General features: G+C 64.3%; 16 protein-coding genes. 4 read left to right on the forward strand and 12 right to left on the reverse strand.

All coding sequences use genetic code 11. From position 1 onward, the window contains the following. Positions 1 to 64: 64 nt before the first annotated feature. The 4 genes from HGI30_RS23230 to HGI30_RS11365 all read right to left on the reverse strand — a co-directional run bounded on the left by HGI30_RS23230 (position 65) and on the right by HGI30_RS11365 (position 4427). Positions 65 to 709 carry a right-handed parallel beta-helix repeat-containing protein gene (locus HGI30_RS23230; RefSeq protein ID WP_235680384.1) on the reverse strand — a complete coding sequence of 215 codons (645 nt, stop codon included), beginning with the start codon at positions 707 to 709 and terminating at the stop codon, positions 65 to 67. Next, positions 646 to 3498, reverse strand: coding sequence for a CARDB domain-containing protein (locus HGI30_RS11355; protein WP_235680385.1), 2853 nt, complete (start codon positions 3496 to 3498; stop codon positions 646 to 648). Before HGI30_RS11355 ends, HGI30_RS23230 begins: the two co-directional genes overlap by 64 nt. Before the next feature lie 322 nt (positions 3499 to 3820). Beyond that, the gene (locus HGI30_RS11360) at positions 3821 to 3994 is read right to left on the reverse strand and encodes a DUF3934 family protein (protein ID WP_084136501.1); all 174 of its coding nucleotides are present in this window, start codon (positions 3992 to 3994) and stop codon (positions 3821 to 3823) included. Positions 3995 to 4061: 67 nt separating this feature from the next. Next, positions 4062 to 4427 (reverse strand): GIY-YIG nuclease family protein, encoded by a 366-nt coding sequence (locus HGI30_RS11365; RefSeq protein WP_168907668.1) that lies wholly within the window; start codon positions 4425 to 4427, stop codon positions 4062 to 4064. Between the two features lie 162 nt (positions 4428 to 4589). Between HGI30_RS11365 and HGI30_RS11370 the strand changes: the two genes are divergently transcribed. After that, positions 4590 to 5756: an MFS transporter gene (locus tag HGI30_RS11370; protein ID WP_168907669.1), complete on the forward strand. Its 1167-nt coding sequence runs from the start codon at positions 4590 to 4592 to the stop codon at positions 5754 to 5756. Positions 5757 to 5918: 162 nt separating this feature from the next. Here the strand turns inward: HGI30_RS11370 and HGI30_RS11375 are convergent, their stop codons facing one another. The 8 genes from HGI30_RS11375 to rlmD form a co-directional block, all read right to left on the reverse strand. Then, positions 5919 to 6410 carry a DMT family transporter gene (locus tag HGI30_RS11375; protein WP_168907670.1) on the reverse strand — a complete coding sequence of 164 codons (492 nt, stop codon included), beginning with the start codon at positions 6408 to 6410 and terminating at the stop codon, positions 5919 to 5921. Continuing rightward, positions 6407 to 7123 carry a Crp/Fnr family transcriptional regulator gene (locus HGI30_RS11380; protein ID WP_168907671.1) on the reverse strand — a complete coding sequence of 239 codons (717 nt, stop codon included), beginning with the start codon at positions 7121 to 7123 and terminating at the stop codon, positions 6407 to 6409. The genes HGI30_RS11375 and HGI30_RS11380 overlap by 4 nt, the downstream gene beginning before the upstream one ends. Positions 7124 to 7152: 29 nt before the next feature. Continuing rightward, positions 7153 to 7581, reverse strand: a complete 429-nt coding sequence (locus tag HGI30_RS11385; RefSeq protein ID WP_168907672.1) for a DMT family transporter — start codon at positions 7579 to 7581, stop codon at positions 7153 to 7155. 89 nt (positions 7582 to 7670) lie between these two features. Then, a complete protein-coding gene (locus HGI30_RS23580) occupies positions 7671 to 8117 on the reverse strand; it encodes a zinc ribbon domain-containing protein (protein WP_168907673.1) in 447 nt (148 codons plus the stop codon). Positions 8118 to 8284: 167 nt separating this feature from the next. Continuing rightward, positions 8285 to 8716, reverse strand: coding sequence for a rhodanese-like domain-containing protein (locus HGI30_RS11395; RefSeq protein ID WP_235680101.1), 432 nt, complete (start codon positions 8714 to 8716; stop codon positions 8285 to 8287). A 114-nt stretch (positions 8717 to 8830) separates the two neighbouring features. After that, positions 8831 to 9739: a LysR family transcriptional regulator gene (locus tag HGI30_RS11400; protein ID WP_168907674.1), complete on the reverse strand. Its 909-nt coding sequence runs from the start codon at positions 9737 to 9739 to the stop codon at positions 8831 to 8833. Between the two features lie 87 nt (positions 9740 to 9826). Beyond that, the gene (locus HGI30_RS11405) at positions 9827 to 10546 is read right to left on the reverse strand and encodes a YebC/PmpR family DNA-binding transcriptional regulator (protein ID WP_168907675.1); all 720 of its coding nucleotides are present in this window, start codon (positions 10544 to 10546) and stop codon (positions 9827 to 9829) included. 147 nt (positions 10547 to 10693) lie between these two features. Continuing rightward, positions 10694 to 12187, reverse strand: a complete 1494-nt coding sequence (rlmD, locus tag HGI30_RS11410) for a 23S rRNA (uracil(1939)-C(5))-methyltransferase RlmD (protein WP_235680102.1) — start codon at positions 12185 to 12187, stop codon at positions 10694 to 10696. Positions 12188 to 12361: 174 nt separating this feature from the next. Between rlmD and HGI30_RS23240 the strand changes: the two genes are divergently transcribed. From HGI30_RS23240 to HGI30_RS11420, 3 genes are read left to right on the forward strand one after another with little or no spacing between them, the layout of a single operon-like run. Next, entirely contained in the window at positions 12362 to 13633 is a 1272-nt protein-coding gene (locus HGI30_RS23240) for an endospore germination permease (protein ID WP_235680103.1), read from the forward strand. Between the two features lie 19 nt (positions 13634 to 13652). Then, on the forward strand, positions 13653 to 15092 hold the full coding sequence (locus HGI30_RS11415) for a spore germination protein (RefSeq protein WP_235680435.1): 1440 nt from the start codon (positions 13653 to 13655) through the stop codon (positions 15090 to 15092). Beyond that, the gene (locus HGI30_RS11420) at positions 15089 to 16258 is read left to right on the forward strand and encodes a Ger(x)C family spore germination protein (protein ID WP_168907678.1); all 1170 of its coding nucleotides are present in this window, start codon (positions 15089 to 15091) and stop codon (positions 16256 to 16258) included. The genes HGI30_RS11415 and HGI30_RS11420 overlap by 4 nt, the downstream gene beginning before the upstream one ends. Positions 16259 to 16335: the final 77 nt, after the last annotated feature.

The following is a 16335-nucleotide window of genomic DNA, read 5'->3' on the forward strand; positions in this document are numbered from 1 at the left end:
GCGTGAGCATGGTCACGCTTGCCCCCACAGGAATCAGTTCGACGCCGCCCGCCCGACGTCCTGCCTAGTTGAAGGTCAGATTGAAGCCGCTCTGCACGTAGTTCGTGCCCGCATACGCGATGTTGCTCGTCTGCAGGTTGTTGAACGTCGCGGAGCCGTTGCCGGTATAGGTGAAGATCGCGGCTCCCAGATGCGGTCCGGAGAAGCGCGAGGTCGTGATGCCGTCGCGGCCGGTGCCGTTGATCGTCACGGAGTTGAACACGATGTTCGAGAAGCCGCCGCCGTAGCCGAACTGGATGCCGTCGCGCTGGGCGTCGACGATGTCGATGTTCGTGAACGTGACGTTTTTGATGGAGTCATTGGACGCTTCCAGATCGATCGCGCCACGCTCGCCGTTGTACAGGTCCTGGCTCGTGCCGCAGCGCAGGATCGTCGTATCGGAGAACGTGATGCCGGTGTTGTTCTGGAAGTGGTAGCCCGGGAACACCGTGTTCATCCGCAGGCCGGAGCCGCCGACGCAGTCGACGATGACGTTGCGGTCGGCCTTGTGGCCGCTGCCGCCGAAGAAAGCGATGCCCGCCGCGCGCCAGTTGTTCTCGATCGTGTTGGACGAGAACGTGTTGTTCACGCCGGCCGGCGCGCCGTTCACGTTGCTCGTCCAGACGGCGAGGCCGTCGTCGCCGTTGTTGCGGACGCTGCTGTTGCGCACGGTCGAGTTTTCGTGCCTTGGGCGAAGTTGACGCCGTCGGCGAGATTGTTGCGGATCCGGCTGTTCTCGATGACGAGCCCGGTCGCCGTGATCGCCGGCGTATGGGCGTAGTCGCCGACCCAGAAGCCGCATTCGAAGTGCTCGACCCAGACGTTGCGGATGGTCGAGTTCGTGCCGAAGTTGTCCATGAAGCCTTTGTAGATGGCATTCTGGCCATAGCGCGAGCGCAGCTTAGAGTTCAGGTAGATGTTGCTGAAGTCCAGCTTGCCCGAGATGCGCAGCGAGATGCCGCCGGCTGCCGCGTTCGGGTTGGTGAACTGGATGTTCGTATGCCACATGCCCGCGCCGGTAACCGTCAGGTTCTGGATCATGCTGCTGGCCGAGCCGATTTCCCACATGCCGTTCAGATGGAACGTGCCGGCCGGGATGTACAGCGTCTTGCCGCCCGACACGGCTGCCGTGACGGCGGCCTTGAAGGCGGCCAGGTCGTCCTGGCCGTCGTTCGCGACGGCGCCGTACTGCGTGACGGAGACGGAGTTCGCCGGCTGCGCGATCGCGGCCGGAACGGTCTCGATCTCGAGGAAGTCGACGCCGTACTCGATGCTGTCGCCGGCCGGCTTCTGGACGCGGACGACGTCGCCCGGCTGCAGCGGCGTGTCGAGCTTCCAGTGCACCTCGTCGAAGCGGAACAGCGGCCTGCCGCCGCCCGGAGCGTCAGCCGGCATGTCGCCGGAGAAGTACTGCCAGTTGTAGTAGGACGAGACCGGCACGTTCTTTACCTTGGTCCCGTTGACGTACAGGTCGAGCGAGCCGTTGAGGCCCATGCCGTCGGCCGAGTCGGGCATCGTATAGCGCATCGTGACGCCCGTGCCGCCTTCGTTCGGACGGACGGTCCACTGCGCGTAGGAGCCGCTCGACGGCAGCGAGATATAAGCTTGGCCGGACGCTTCCGACGCGGTCAGCGCCTGGTTGAACGTCGGCGCGGTCATGAGGGCGGCTCCGCCGCCGCGAGTCGCGTCTTCCGTGTCGTAGCGCGTGTACGGCACGCTCGCGCCGCGGGCGGAATACACGGTCAGGGCGGACTGGGCGGCGTTGTTGCCCTGCTTCGCCGGGAGCTCGTTGCCGTCGGCGGCGACGGACAGCGCGGCGGTGTAGGAGCCGCTGGCGGCGGTCCAGCTGCCGGCAAGCGCGACGGTCGCCGTCGCGCCCGGCGCGAGGCTGCCGCTGTACGAGCCGCTGAACGTCTGCACGGTCGCGCCTGCGGACGTCTTGAGCGTCACGCTGACCGGATGCGCGCCGCCGGCGGTGGCGATCGTGCCCTGGTTTTTCAGCTGCACGGAGAAGCTCACGCTGCTGCCGGCCGACGGCGCGGACGGCGTCCAGGAGACGGTGCCGACGAGATCGGAGCTGGACAGCGGCGAGACGGTCAGATTGGACGAATGCGAATAGCTGTTGTTGCCCTCGTTCTGCTCGATGACGGCATTGCCCTCATCGGCCTTGGCGCTGAGCGCGTACGAGCCGGCCGACTTGGCGCCGATCGCCAGCGATACGTTCGCCGAGGCTCCGGCTGCCAGCGCGGGAGCGGCTGCGGTGCCCGCCAGCTCGCCGTTCACATAAAAGCCGACCGAGGATGCAGCGGCAGCCGCGCTGCCGCTGTTGCGCACGGTCGCCGTCAGCGTGATCGCGCTGTCCTCGGCCGGAGCGGACGGCGTCCAACTCATCGTCTGGATCGTCAGGTCCGGATTGGCCGCAGGCGTGCCGAACACCTGGAACTCGGCGATCTGGCCGGCCGGAGCGCCGGTGTTGGCCGAGATGGCCAGCTGCAGCCGCTTGACGGTCGCGCTGAGCGGGATCGTCACGGTGTTGCCGCTGGACGGATTGAACGTGTACGACTGGGCGGCCTTGAGGCTGCTGAACGCCGTCGTCGTCTGGTCATGGCCGAGCACTTGGATCGTCTGCGTGCGCGTACCCCAATCCGTCGCCGGATTGAGCTTGAGCACGATCGACGAAATCTGGTGGTTCGCCCCGAGATCCAGCGTCAGGCTGCTCGGATTGCCGCCGCCTTCCCAATAGGTCGAGGTCGAGTTGTCGTTGGCGTTGGCCGCGACATAGGTCTGCGTGCTGCTCGATGCGCTGATCGCCTTGCCGACGGCGACGTTCGAGCCCGGAGCCGGCGTCGGTGTCGCCGTCGGGGTTGCCGTAGGCGTAGGCGTAGGTGTCGGCGTTGGGGTTGGGGTCGGCGTTGCCGTAGGCGTCGCAGTCGGCGTCGGGGTCGGGGCCGTAGCGCCGTAGATTTCCAGCTCCGACAGCTGCGCGGCCGGCCAGGCGGTGTTCGCCGAGAAGCTCAGGCGCACGTAGCGCGTGCTGGCGGCGGAGAAATTCGCCGTCACGGAGTTGCCGCCTGCGGCCGGGTCGAACACGTAGCTCGCCGACGCAGCCAGCGTGGAGTAGCTGCTTCCGTTGGCGCTGCCCTGGATCGTCAGCGTCTGGGTGCGCTTCTCCCAGGAGGCGGGCAGCTTCATCACGACCTGATCGATCGAGACGCTGGAGCCGAGGTCCACTTGGACCCATTGCGGAAAGGCGTTGTTCGTGCTCTCCCAATAGGTGCCCGCGTTGCCGTCGCGGACGTTGTCCGGAGCATAGGTCTGCGTATAGCCGCTCGACGTGACCGTCTTGCCGAGCGCGAGATTGGGTCCCCCGGCCGCTACCGCCGGACGCGACGGCCCGACGGCCGCCAGCACGGTCGTGAGCAGCAGCAGTCCGGTGAGCGAGATGGATTTGAAGTTCATGTGCGATTTCTTCCTCCCTTGATGATAACGTTTACATCCCTTCGTTCAAAAAGCCTCCTTCCATGGAAGATACCCCCATTATAAGGCAGGCTCGTCTGCGCGCTGAGGGGCGATCCTACGACAATCAGGTGCGATTCCATGCAAGCGTCGGAGGGGATGGAACGGCGCCCAGCCCCCGGCAGAGGCTGCCGGGGGCTGATGGACCTCGGCAAGCGTCAGCGGAGCGCCGATGCGCTTGCTGCCGCTGCTGCCGGGGAGGTTCGGTCTGATCTGCGCTCGTCAACACCCGCAGGCTCCGCCGAGCGGGCGTTGGACAGGGACGTCAGGAGGAAGGCTCGCTTTGACGCGCGGCCTTGGCTTCCTCCGCCTTTTTCTGCAGCCCCTTGCTCACATAGGGCTTGGGCTTGCTTTTGGCCCGCCGCTCGGCGGCCTGCCAGCGGTTCCAGCCCTTCTTGCCGGTGCCGCGGCCCGTGCCGCCACCTTTGGATTTGCTCATGATTGACTCAGCTCCATTCGTCTCCCCATCGTACCCGATCGGCGCGCCCGGGGCAAATGCCGCCGGATCATTCGCCGGATCGGCGGTTGTAGCCGTCCTCCCCGAACGGCTGCAGCTGCTCCAGCCAAGGCTTCAGCATCCGCTTGAGCTCCCACTTGACGTCGGTCATTTTGGCCGGGTCCAGCTCCTTGCGCTCCAGCTCCTCATACTCGAACGCCTCCTCTCCATGCTCGTTCCAGTCGCGCTGCACGTCCAGATTGCCGAAGCGTCCCATCCGCAGCTGCCCTTGCAGCGTCGTCCATTTGTTTTTCAGGTTGGGATAAGCGGCGAGGAAGATTTTCCCGTTGGTCCGGTTCGTGAGGCGAATGACGCCGAGATAAGTCTTCATGTCCTTGTACTGCTCCTGCAGCTCCTTGCGGCGTTGCTTGTCCATCGGGCATCCCTGCTTTCTATTCACTAAATTAGTAATTTAGTAAATTCTAAAGCTTGCTCCTCTCCCTGTCAATCGCTGTGCCTCCCATTCGACTTCCCGACAGCGCTTGGCGGATCGCCAAGTCGGAGGTAAGATGGATGAGGTTGGAAAGGAAGCGTTGTGATGAAATCGCTGAAGCTGTTTTTCTGGTTCTACTTCGTGCTGTATTCGGCCAATGCCATTTACGGGACGTTCGCTCCGATCTATTTCCGCCAGCTCGGCTACGGCAGCTCCGACATCGGCCTGCTGCTCAGCATCGGGCCGTTCATCGCCGTGCTCGCGCAGCCGGCTTGGGGCTCGCTCGCGGACAAGGCCCGCTCCAAAAACGCCGTTCTGGCCGTGCTGCTTGCGGGCAGCGGCCTGTCGATGCTGCTGTTCCCGGCGTCCTCCGCGCTGCCTTGGCTGCTCGTCGCAGTCGGGCTGTTCACGCTGTTCCAAAGCTCCACCGGCGCGATCACCGATGCCATCACGCTCGAGGCGCTCGGCCGGGAGGCCTCCCGCTTCGGCCGCATCCGGATCGGCGGCACGCTCGGCTTCGCGGCGATGAGCGTCGGCTTCGGCATCTACGCGGAGAAGGTCCGCCTCGAAGGCATGTTCGCCGCCTATGCGGCCGTCATGGGGGCGACGCTGCTGCTGCTCCTGCTCTATCCGCGCGTACAAGGGCATCAATTCGGCGGACGCAAGCTCAACTTCCTGCATCTGTTCCGCCATCGCCGCCTCATGCTATACATGGGCATCTGCTTCGCCATCCACATGACGCTCGGCTACTACTACGCGTTCTTCCCGCTGTACTTCACGGAGATCGGAGCGGGAAAGGATCTGCTCGGCTGGTCGATGGTCGTCTCCGCGCTCGGGGAGCTGCCGTTCCTGCTGCTCAGCGCTTTTATCCTGCGGCGGTTCTCCGTCACGGCCATCCTGCTCGCCGCAGGCGGCGTGTCCGCCCTGCGCTGGCTGCTCTACGCCGAGATCGGCTCGATCTACGGCGCGCTGGCCGTGCAGGCGATGCACGGGCTGACGTTCATCGTCGTCGCGGTCACGATGTCGGTCTACATCAACAAGGAGGTCGCTCCGGAGCTGCGGGCGAGCGGCCAGACGCTGAACGCGCTGCTGAACGCCGGGGCGGCGCGCATCATCGGCACGTATGCCGGCGGGTATGCGGTCGAGGCGTCGAGCTTGCAGGACGTGTTCCGCTATGCCGGCCTGCTGCTCCTCGCGGCGCTCGCGCTGTTCGCGCTTGCCATCCGCCTATCCGAAAAGCGCGGACTGCCGGGGTCCGCCCGCGCGGGGTGACGGCCGAACCGGTTCGGCCTGGCATCGGGGCGGACCTGCTGCGAATCGGCGCAAGCCTCCGTTCAAGCCCAAAAAAAGCGGGACGAGCCCGGCCTCTGGCCGGATTCGTCCCGCTTTTTGGCGCGCTGCCTGCGCCCCTGCCTGCTTGCTTGCCGTGGAGCCTCAGGCGATGTCCGGCTCCGCTTCCGCGGCGGCTGGCCTCGGCTCCCCCTTGCCGCGCTTGCGGCCGCCGAGCTTGAACAAGACGATGCCCGCCGCCAGCAGCAGCACGCCGGCGAGCCGCGACGGCTCCAGCGGCACCCGCTCCAGGCCGAGCCAGCCCATCGAGTCCCACAGCATGGCGAACGCCAGCTGGGAGCAGAGCGCGAGGCTGACGGCGAATGTCGGACCGAGCCGCTTGATTCCCTGCACCATGCAGGTGACGACTCCGATGCCGATCAAGCCGCTGAAGGCGAACCACGGCTCCATGCCCCCCAGCCGGAAGAGCGCCGCTCCTTCCGCAGCGAGCCCGAGCAGGAAGGCCGCGGCGAAGCCCATGCCGAGGACGAGCGTCGTTGTCGTCCACATGCCGGCCTTGCGCTCGACGTTGGAGTTGAATAAATTTTGCAGGCTCAGCAGCAGTCCCGATGCCAGCGCCCAGATGATGCCTGTCATCCCGATCGTCCTCCCGGTTTTGGTTCGTAGATATTCTCCTGCGCGAGCGCCGTCAGCGCGCTCCTGTCGCGGACGGCGATGCTCGACCGCGCTCGTTCGATGAGCCCGTCCCGCGCGAACTGCAGCAGCACCCGGTTCAGATGCCGATAGCTCGTTCCGATCAGATTCGCCGCGTCGCGCAGCGCTCCGGCCTCCAGACGGGCGGACCCGCTTCCGTCCTCTTCTCCGCAGACGCTGAGCAGATAGCTGGCGAGCCGCACTTCGACCGGATACAGCAGGTTGAAGCTGAGCGAAGTATTCTTCATCTGGAACTTGCGCGTGATGACGCCGAGCAGGAAATGCAGGAACGGCGCATGATCGGCGGCCAGCCGGTCCGCCTCCTGATAAGGGATGCGGATCAGCGTCGCCGGCGTGACCGCCTCGACCGTGTTCATCAGCTCCAGCCCGCGCCGCACGTACTCGATGTCGCCGAGCATCTCGGGCGGGCCGAGGAACGACAGGATGAGCGACTTGCCGTCCGGCGTCGTCGTGTAGACCTTGATCTTGCCTGCGGCGAGCAGCAGCAGGCTGTCCGATCGGCCGCCCTGGCGGACGATCGCCTCTCCCGGCCGCGCGGTGACGAGCGACGCCCGCCGCGCGAGCTCCGGCGGTATCGCATCGTGCAGGCCAAGCTCTTGCAGGTGCCGGCGGATCGACTCCGCTTCGCGGTGCATCTCGCTTCCTCCTCTCATGCGCGGCTCGTTCATCCGATCGCGAGCAGCAGCACGCCGCCGACCATGAGCGCGAAGCCGGCCGCCTGCGCGGGTCCGACGCGGATCCGTGCCGCTCCGAGCCAGCCTCTCGACTCGATCAGGAACGTCAGCGCGAGCTGCGCGAGCAGGACGAGCGACGTCGTCAGCGTGATGCCGATCTGGTGGATGGACGTCACGTTGCCGAAAATGATGAGCGCGCCGAGCGCGCCTCCGGTCGCATAGACCGGCTTGACCGCCAGCAGCGTCCGCGGCTGCAAGCCGCGCAGCAGCAGCGCGAGCGCGAGCGCGCCGACGAAGCCGGTCAGCTGCGTCAGGGCGGCCGCTTGCCAGGTGCCGAGGGCTTCGCCGATGCGGCTGTTGGCGGCGCTTTGCAGCGTGATGAACCCGCCGGCCGCGATCGCGGCGAGAATGCCTTTCATGATGATGCCCCCTCCATTCCTCATCCGTTGGTTTTCCCTACGAAGGGTACTTTACCCGCTCGGACCGAAAAGGAAAAGGACATATGTCCTCAACCGAAAAAGAAGTCGGCGATCGTGCTTCCTTCGCCGCTTTTCTTTCCGCGAAGCACATCGGGATCGTACACCTTCACCAAGCCGCAGCTCTGGCAGCTGACGAACAGATAATGGTGATGCTGCAGATCGATCAGCTTGCTCAGTCCTGTCCCGGTCATCGCGACCTCGGTCGCCGCCGCCTCGGCGCCGCCGCAGCCGCTGCATCGGAACCGGCGGCAGACGAAGTCCTCCAGGCGCTCGCCGCCTTCCCGGTCCCAGCCGCCGTCCTCCTCGCTTGCATCGGCCTGCCACTCGGCGACCGCATCCTCCGCCTCGTCGGGTTCACGCTCCTGCCCCGAATCCAGATGTTCCGGCAGCACCTCGTGCCGGCACTCGGGACACACGCTTCCTTCCAGCACGATCTTCCGGCCGCACCAAGGACATTCGATCGAATGGGTTCTCATCGGCTTCGCTCCTCCTCTTGCCCGTTTCCGCTTTTGATGGTACGAAAATTGCGCATGGATAGCATTCCCATTTTATGACGCCGAGGCTTCCTCGTCTATGCAGAAAAAAAGAACGACAAAGCGCTGCGGAGCTCGAGCCCCGCGGCGCCTTGTCGTCCTCCTTCGGTTCAGCCGATGACCGGCTCGTGGCCGACTCGGGCCCCTTCGGTCGGGAACCCTTCCCGCTGCCAATACTCGAAGCCGCCGATCATCTCCTTGACCCGAAAGCCGAGCTCGGAGAAGCGGAAGCCGGCCTTGGCCGCTCCGTTGCAGGCGGGACTCCAGCAGTAGAGGACGAGCAGCCGATCCTTCGGCCACCCGGCCGTCGTCTCCGGGCTGATGTCGGCGTACGGCAGGCTGACGGCTCCGGCGGCGTGGCGGTCCGCATAGGCGGAAGCGGCGCGCACGTCGACCAGCAGGAACGAGTCGGCGCCGGCCAGCTGGTCGCGGCGCACGTCGGACGGGTCCGTCTCGACGGACAGCTTGCCGAGGAAATGGCGGCGAGCTTCCTCCGGCGATGCTGCCGGCGTTTCATGGACGAGCGAAATCGGGCTATTCATGGATCATGTCCTCCTTGGATGGTCATCGTGCTCCTTGGGAATGATCCTATCACGATTCAGCCCGCCGCCGTTATCGATCGGTTTCGATGGCGATCATCGGCACGGCCGATGGATCTACGCCTTCGGCGCCTGCTCCGGCGGATCGGCTCGGTCCTGAACGCCGAAGCTCGCCAGGAATGAAGCGAACGCCGGCGACGAACGCCGCTTCGGCAGGTGGATGAGCTGAATCTGAAAATCGAACGTCGGCTCCTCGAGCAAGACGGCGGCAAGCTTTCCCTCTTCGACTTCTTGCCGCACGGCGATCGACGGCAGCAGCGAGACGCCCAGTCCTTGGCGGACGCAGCGCTTGATCGCCTCGATGCTGCCGAGCTCGCAGGCGATCCGCGCTTCCGCTCCGATCTCCCGAAGCCTGCGCAGCAGCGCCGCCCGGTAGGAGCAGCCGTTTTCCGTCAGCACGAGCGTCTCCCCGTCGAGCTCCGTGGCCGCGACTGCCTTCTCCGTCGCCAGCCGATGGCTCGGCCGGCAGACGAGCAGGAGCGGCTCTCGCCGCAGCGGATGCACGTCAAGCTCCGGATCCCGCAGCGGAGGATCGAGGATGAGGGCTGCGTCGAGCGTGCCGGACTTGACGCCGCGGAGCAGCTCGGGCTCGTTGCCGGGCAGCAGCGACAGCGATGCCGCCGGCCGCATTTCCCGGAACGCCTGCAGATGGGGCGGCAGGAAGTAGGAAGCGAGCGATTCGATCGAGCCGATCGTCAGGCTGCCCCCTTGCGCCGCTCCGACCGCCTCCAGCGATTCGGCATGCAGGCGCAGCATCTCCTTGGCATAGACGAGCAGCCGCTCGCCTGCCGTAGTCAGCTCCATCCTCCTGCCTCTGCGCTCCAGCAGCTCGGCTCCGTACGTTTCCTCCAGCTTCTGCAGCTGCGCCGTCACGCTCGACTGGGCGTAGCCGAGCCGTTCGGCGGCCTTTGTGATGCTGCCGCAGGCGGCGACCTCGCGGAAGCTTCGCAGGCAGATCAGGTCCATCGGCGTTCCTCCCCCTTTTGGATGCGATCATGATATGGATGGGATAAAAAAAGAGACCCGCGCAAAAGCGCGAGTCCGACGTTGCGGTCAGTCGGCGTACTCGACGTTGTGGTACACCTGCTGGACATCCTCGAGATCCTCCAGCGTGTCGATGATCTTGTCGAATTGCTTCTGGGCGTCTTCGGGCAGCTCGACGAAATTCTGGGCGAGCATCGTCAGCTCGGCGACGCTGAACTCCTCGATGCCCGATGCGCGAAGCGCCTCCTGCACGGCATGGAACTGATCCGGCTCCGCGTACACGAGCACGTCCTCGTCCTCTTCCACGATGTCGCGCACGTCGACATCCGCCTCCAGCATCAGCTCCATGATCTCGTCGAGCGACCTGCCGGATACGCCGATGACGGCCGTGGCGTCGAACATGTAGGCCACCGAGCCGTTGACGCCCATGTTGCCGCCGTTCTTGCTGAAGGCGGCGCGCACGGCGGACGCGGTGCGGTTGACGTTGTTCGTCAGGGCGTCCACGATGACCATCGAGCCGTTCGGACCGAAGCCCTCGTAGCGCAGCTCCTCGTAAATCTCGTCCGAGCTGCCTTTGGCCTTCTCGATCGCGCGGTCGATGATCGCCTTCGGCACGTTGTACGTCTTGGCGCGCTCGAGCACGACCCGGAGGGCGCGGTTCGATTCGGGATCCGGCTCCCCTTTGCGGGCGGCGACATAGATCTCCAGGCCGAATTTAGCGTAGATACGGCTTGTATTGGCGTCCTTGGACGCTTTCTTTTCCTTGATGTTGTTCCATTTGCGACCCATGCTGAACCAACTTTCCGCTTGAATTACCCTCGGCTTGCATCCACGGCGGAGCAAGGGGGGCGTCATGAACTCTTTCCCTATTATACTAATCGCGGGCCGCGATGGACAAGTCGGAGCCAAGGCGCATCCTGTCGTATGCTCTTGCCGCTATCTCTTGGAAAAGAGGACGCAGCACTCCACATGGCTCGTCTGCGGGAACATGTCCACCGGCTGAGCCCACTCGAGGCGGTAGCCTCCGGCGAGCAGCGCCTTGGCGTCCTTGGCGAGCGTGGCCGGATTGCAGCTCACATAGACGAGCCGCTGCGGCCGGGCGGTCAGCACGGCGTCCAGCAGCTCGCGGCCGCAGCCGGTGCGCGGAGGGTCGACGACGACGACATCCGGGCGCACGCCTTGGCGCACCCACTCCGGCAGCAGCTCCTCCGCCCGTCCCTCGTAGAAGCGGGCGTTGTCGATGCCGCTCGCCCGCGCGTTGTCGCGCGCGTCCAGCACCGCCTCCGGCAGCAGCTCGATGCCGCGCACTTCCCTCGCCCCGGATGCGAGCCAGAGGCCGATCGTGCCGGTGCCGCAATACGCATCGACGACGAGCTCGCCGCCGCTCAGCGCGGCAGCCTCCTGCACCGCTCCGTACAGCTTGACCGTCTGCTCCGGGTTCAGCTGGAAAAACGCGCGCGGAGAAAGCGAGAACCGTAGCCCGCCCAGCGTCTCCTCCAGCTTGTCCTCTCCCCATAGATGAACCGTCTTGTCTCCGAAAACGAGCGGACTGCCGCCCTTGTGGATGTTGTGCGAGATCGAGCCGACCTGCGGCAGCTCGCGCCGCACCGCCTGCACGAACCGCCGCGCGTCCGGAAAGCGGTCCCCGGCGGTGACGAGCGTCAGCTGCAGCTTGCCCGTGCGGCGGCTGACGCGCACGGCGATCGTCTTGACGATGCCTTGGCGCTTCTTCTCCTCGTAAACAGGAAGGTCCAGCTCCTCCAGCACCCGCTTCGTCCGCTCGACCGCCTCGTTCAGCCGCGGGTCATGGACGGCGCAGCCGCTGATGTCCACGAGCTGGCGCGTGCCGAGCGAGTACAGACCGGCGACGAGTCCGCTCTCGCCTCGTCCGGCCTGCAGCTGCGCCTTGTTGCGGTACCCCCAGGGGTCGTCCATGCCGAGGATCGGCCGCAGCGGCAAGCGGTCGATGCCGGCATAGCGCTGGAACGCTTCCCGCACGATCTCCTCCTTGGCCCGCAGCTGCGCTTCGTACGTCATGTGCTGCAGCTGGCAGCCGCCGCAGCTGGCATAGACCGGACATGGCGGCTCCTGACGCTCCGGCGACTTCTTTTCGATCTTGATGGCAGCGGCTTGCAGGTATCCCGGCTCGACCTTCGCCACTTTCGCCTTGACGACCTCGCCCGGCAGCACGCCGTCGACGAAGACCGCTTTGCGCTTGTAATATCCGACGCCCTCGCCGTTGATGCCGATCCGCTTGACGGTGACGACGATGTCGTCTCCGGCACGCACGTCCTCGGCCGTGGCGGGACGCGCAGGGCGCTGCCGGGGCTTTTCCTCCTGGCTCCACCCTCCCCGCTTCGTATCTTTCCGGCTTGGGCCGGTTTGCCGGCCCGGATGATCGGCTCCGCGCCGATTCGTTTCGCTTTTCATGCGGTTTCCCTCGTTCCTGCCTTCATTCTTCATTCTCGCATTATAGCATATCCGCCACGTCCCGCTCCTCTCCCAGCCTGGGCTCGAGCCGCTTCCGCATAGAAAAAAATGGATTGCCCATACTATACCCGATTTAGGGAGAGAAAGCGGGTGCCAATTGGGATGAGTCGAGTGATGAACGTTTTTCAGGCTTTCCTCCTCCTCCTGCTCTCGAACGGGCTGGCCTGCCACGTCATCGTCAATCCGATGCTGCTCGACGCATCCGGACGGGATGCCTGGATTACCGCGCTCGTCACCGGGAGCATCTTCATTCCCTGGAGCCTCCTGATCGTATACGTCATGAAAAAAAGCGGGCAGCAGCATTGGCGGGAATGGCTCGGCAAGCATACGCATCCGGCCTTCTCCTGGATTCTCGTCGCTCCGGTGCTGCTGCTGCTGTTCCTGCAGGCGATGGAGACCGTCACGCAGACGGTGAGCTGGCACATCACGAATTATCTTCCTGCCAGCAGTCCGCTGCAGCTCGGTTTCCTGCTTCTCCTCATCTGCCTCATGCTCTGCTGGTGGGGCTTCCGCGCCGTCGCCGTCGCCGCCGGAATTCTGCTGCCCATCGTCGTGGCTCTCGGCATATTCGTCGCCACGGGCAACAGCGAGATCAAGGACATGTCGCTGCTCATGCCCGTGCTCGAGCATGGCTGGGACCCGGTGCTGCGAGGCATGATCTATGCCGGGTCCGCCTACGTGGAGGTCATCCTCATCCTGCTCCTCCAGCACCGCATCCGCGGGCAGGTGAAGACTTGGCACATGCTCGTCTACTCCTGCTTCGTCGTCGTCATCATGGTCGGGCCGATCATCGGAGCGATCACCGAGTTCGGCCCGGAAGAAGCCGCCAACCAGATCACCTCGCCCTACGAGCAGTGGAGGATGCTCCGCATCGGGCAATACATCGAGCATGTCGACTTCTTCTCGATCTTCCAGTGGCTGTCCGGCGCCTCCGTGCGGATCGCGCTGCCGGTGCTCGTGCTGGCCGAGACGTTCGCCAGCCGGAGCGAGAACGCCAGGCGCATCTTCATCCTGGCGCTGCTGCTCCTGTACGGAGCGGCGACACTCGTCCCGCTGGACGAATACGACATGTACGTGTTCATGTATGTCTACTTCATGCCGGGGGCTCTGCTCGTCGTGCTTCCGACTTCGCTGATCTGGTTCGTCGTAGCCGCATGCATCAAGCCGGATAGGAGGAACGATACCGATGGAGGACAACCGCAAGACGGATCGGCCGGACCAGCCGGCGGAGCCCGAGCAGCAGGAGGCCAAGGACCAGCCGGGGAAAAACCGCAATCCGAACGAAGATCCGCAGGCGCCTCCGAGTCCGGACGGCCCGCCGGACAGCCCCAATCCACGGGAGGAAACGCCTCGACCGGGTCCGGCAGCGCAGGAGGCGCCAGCTAAGGGCTGGTCGAAGGAGGAGCTGACGCGCGTTTTCGAGCATTCGGCCGACGTCATTCTCAAAAGCTCGTACTTCGGACCGGACCATGCCAAGGAAGTCGTGCTCGCTTACTCCGTCGGCCTCTGCGATACGATGATGATCAATCGCCACGTCCTGCCGTCGCTCAGCGTCCACTATGCCCAGAACGGCGCCTTGAACCGGCCGCTGCTCCGCCTGTCGGACGCCTTGACGATCGAAGGCTTCGACAAGACCCCGACCCCGTCCGAGCTGGAGGAGGCCGTCTATTCGGGCTCGCTGCTGCTCTTTTTCGTCCGGGAGGGACTGCTGGCCACCGTCGATCTGTGCAATTCGCCTAGGCGGACTCCGGACGAATCCAGCACGGAGATTTCGATCAAGGGCCCGCGCGACTGCTTCATCGAGGACCTGGACACGAACATCGCGCTGATCCGCAAGCGGATGCGCTCCAGCTCGCTCTATGTCGAGAACTTTACGGTCGGCCGGCGGACGCGCACGAGGGTCTCCCTGCTCTACATCCACGATATCGCCGATCCCAAGCCGATCGAGGACGTGCGCAAGCGGCTGAACGAGATCGATATCGATGGCCTGTACTCGATCAACCAGCTGGAAGACCTGCTGCTTCAGAACCGGTTCAAAATCCTGCCGCTCATCGATTTCACCGGCCGGCCCGATTATGTCATCAGCAGCCTGCTGGCGGGACGGTTCACGATCATCGTGGACGGGAACCCGATGGTGCTGATCGCGCCGGCTACGCTTTCGTTCATCATGAAGTCGCCGGAGGACGTCCATTTCAACTACTCGTATGTATCGTTTTCCCGAATCATCCGCATTCTCAGCCTGTTCCTCTCCATATTCCTGCCGGGCATCTGGATCGCGCTGATGGCATTCCATCAGGACCAGATTCCGTTCCGGCTGATGGCTACGATCTCCGTCTCACGGCTCGGCCTGCCGCTGTCCGCGCAGATGGAAATGCTGCTGCTGCTGCTCTTGCTGGAAATATTCAAGGAGGCGGGCGTTCGGCTGCCGAACCCGATCGGTCAGACGCTGACCTCGATCGGCGGCCTCATCATCGGCGACGCGGCCATTCGGGCCGGCCTGGTCTCGCCGTCGGTCGTCGTGGTCGGAGCGATCACCGCCGTGTCCGGCGTCACGCTGGTCAATCAGATGCTCAGCACGGTCATCAGCATCTTCCGCATGTTCTTCTTTTTCCTGGCTTCATTTTTCGGCATGTACGGGGTCATCCTCGGCATCGTGCTGATGGTCGCCTACATGGCGAGGCTGCAGTCGTTCGGGGTGAACTATTTGGTTCCGCTGTCGCCGCTGATGCCGAAGGACGCGCTCATGTCCTACCTGCGGCTGCCCTTCGCCTATATCCGCAAGCGGCCGGACAGCATTACCAAAGCCGGACAGGATGCGGACCATGAGGGAGGCGACATGGCATGAGGAGGCTGCTCCTCGCCGCGATGGCGGCGCTGCTGCTGACCGTCCAAGGCTGCGGCAACTCGAAGGACATCCAGTCGCTCGCGTATGTGACGGCGATCGGGCTGGATTTCAAGGATGGAAAATACATCGCTTACGTGCAGGTGCTCAACTTCATCAATATTGCCCGCAGCGATGCCGTCGAGCTGGGCAAGCCGGTCCCGATCTGGATCGGCCGCGGGGACGGCGAGACGATTTCGGGGGCGATCGCCGAGACGAACGCCACCTCTCAGTCCCGGCTCTTTTGGGGCCATGTGAAAGCGGTCGTCGTCACCGAGGCCGTCATGAAGCGAGGGCTGTCCGGGTTGAGCTCCTCCCTCCTGCGGGATCGGCAAGCCCGCTATACCCTGCTCGTTTATGGAACGAAGGAACGGATGGAGGACATCCTCACCCAGAAGTCGATCTTCAATCTGTCCCCGCTGGATACGATGATGTATACGGCGGTGCAGCTCAATACGCAGAAGGCCTATCTCCTGCCGGTCTACGCCAACAAGGCGTTCGCCTACCTGAACGAGCCTGGAGCCGGAGGCATGATTCCGGAGATCGGCATTCAGAACCGGACCTGGCACGAGGATTACAAAAAGAAGCCGATGTTCATCATCCGGGGCGCCTTTTTCTTTGACGGCTATAAATACAAGAACCATATGGCCATGGAGCCGCTCAAAGGCATGCGCTGGAGGGACGAGAAGCTCGACCTCACCCCGCTCAAGCTGCTTCGGAACGATCGCCCCTCCGCCGTCGTCATGCTGGGACATCCCAAGTTCGCCATCAAAACCCGCTTCGAGCAGGGCAAGCCGCGCTTCGACGTGTCGATCAGGACGACGGGCTTTATCGCGGAGCAGATCCAGCCGGCATCGATCCAGCAGCTGCAGAAGGAAGCCGCTCTTGCCGTCGTCAAGGAGGTGCAGAATACGTATCGCCTCGCGGCCGCGGAGAAGACGGACTGCTACCGGCTGCAGCTCGAGCTGTACCGCAAGCATCCGCGCCCGTTCCGCCAGCTCGCGGAGGCCGGCTCCTTTTTCCTCGACGAGGATTCCCTCGCTTCGGTCAAGGTGAAGGTATATATTAGGACGACGGGCAAGTTCAAAGGCAGCGTGTATTCGGAAAAGCAAGACGGAAAGGAAACGTAACGTAACGTAATCGGGGCCCTGACGGGCCCTTTTACAAGAATTTTTTAATATGCGCTCTTATTGGTTTACATAATTAT

Origin of the sequence: Paenibacillus albicereus (assembly GCF_012676905.1) — a bacterium.
GTDB lineage: Bacteria > Bacillota > Bacilli > Paenibacillales > Paenibacillaceae > Paenibacillus_O > Paenibacillus_O albicereus.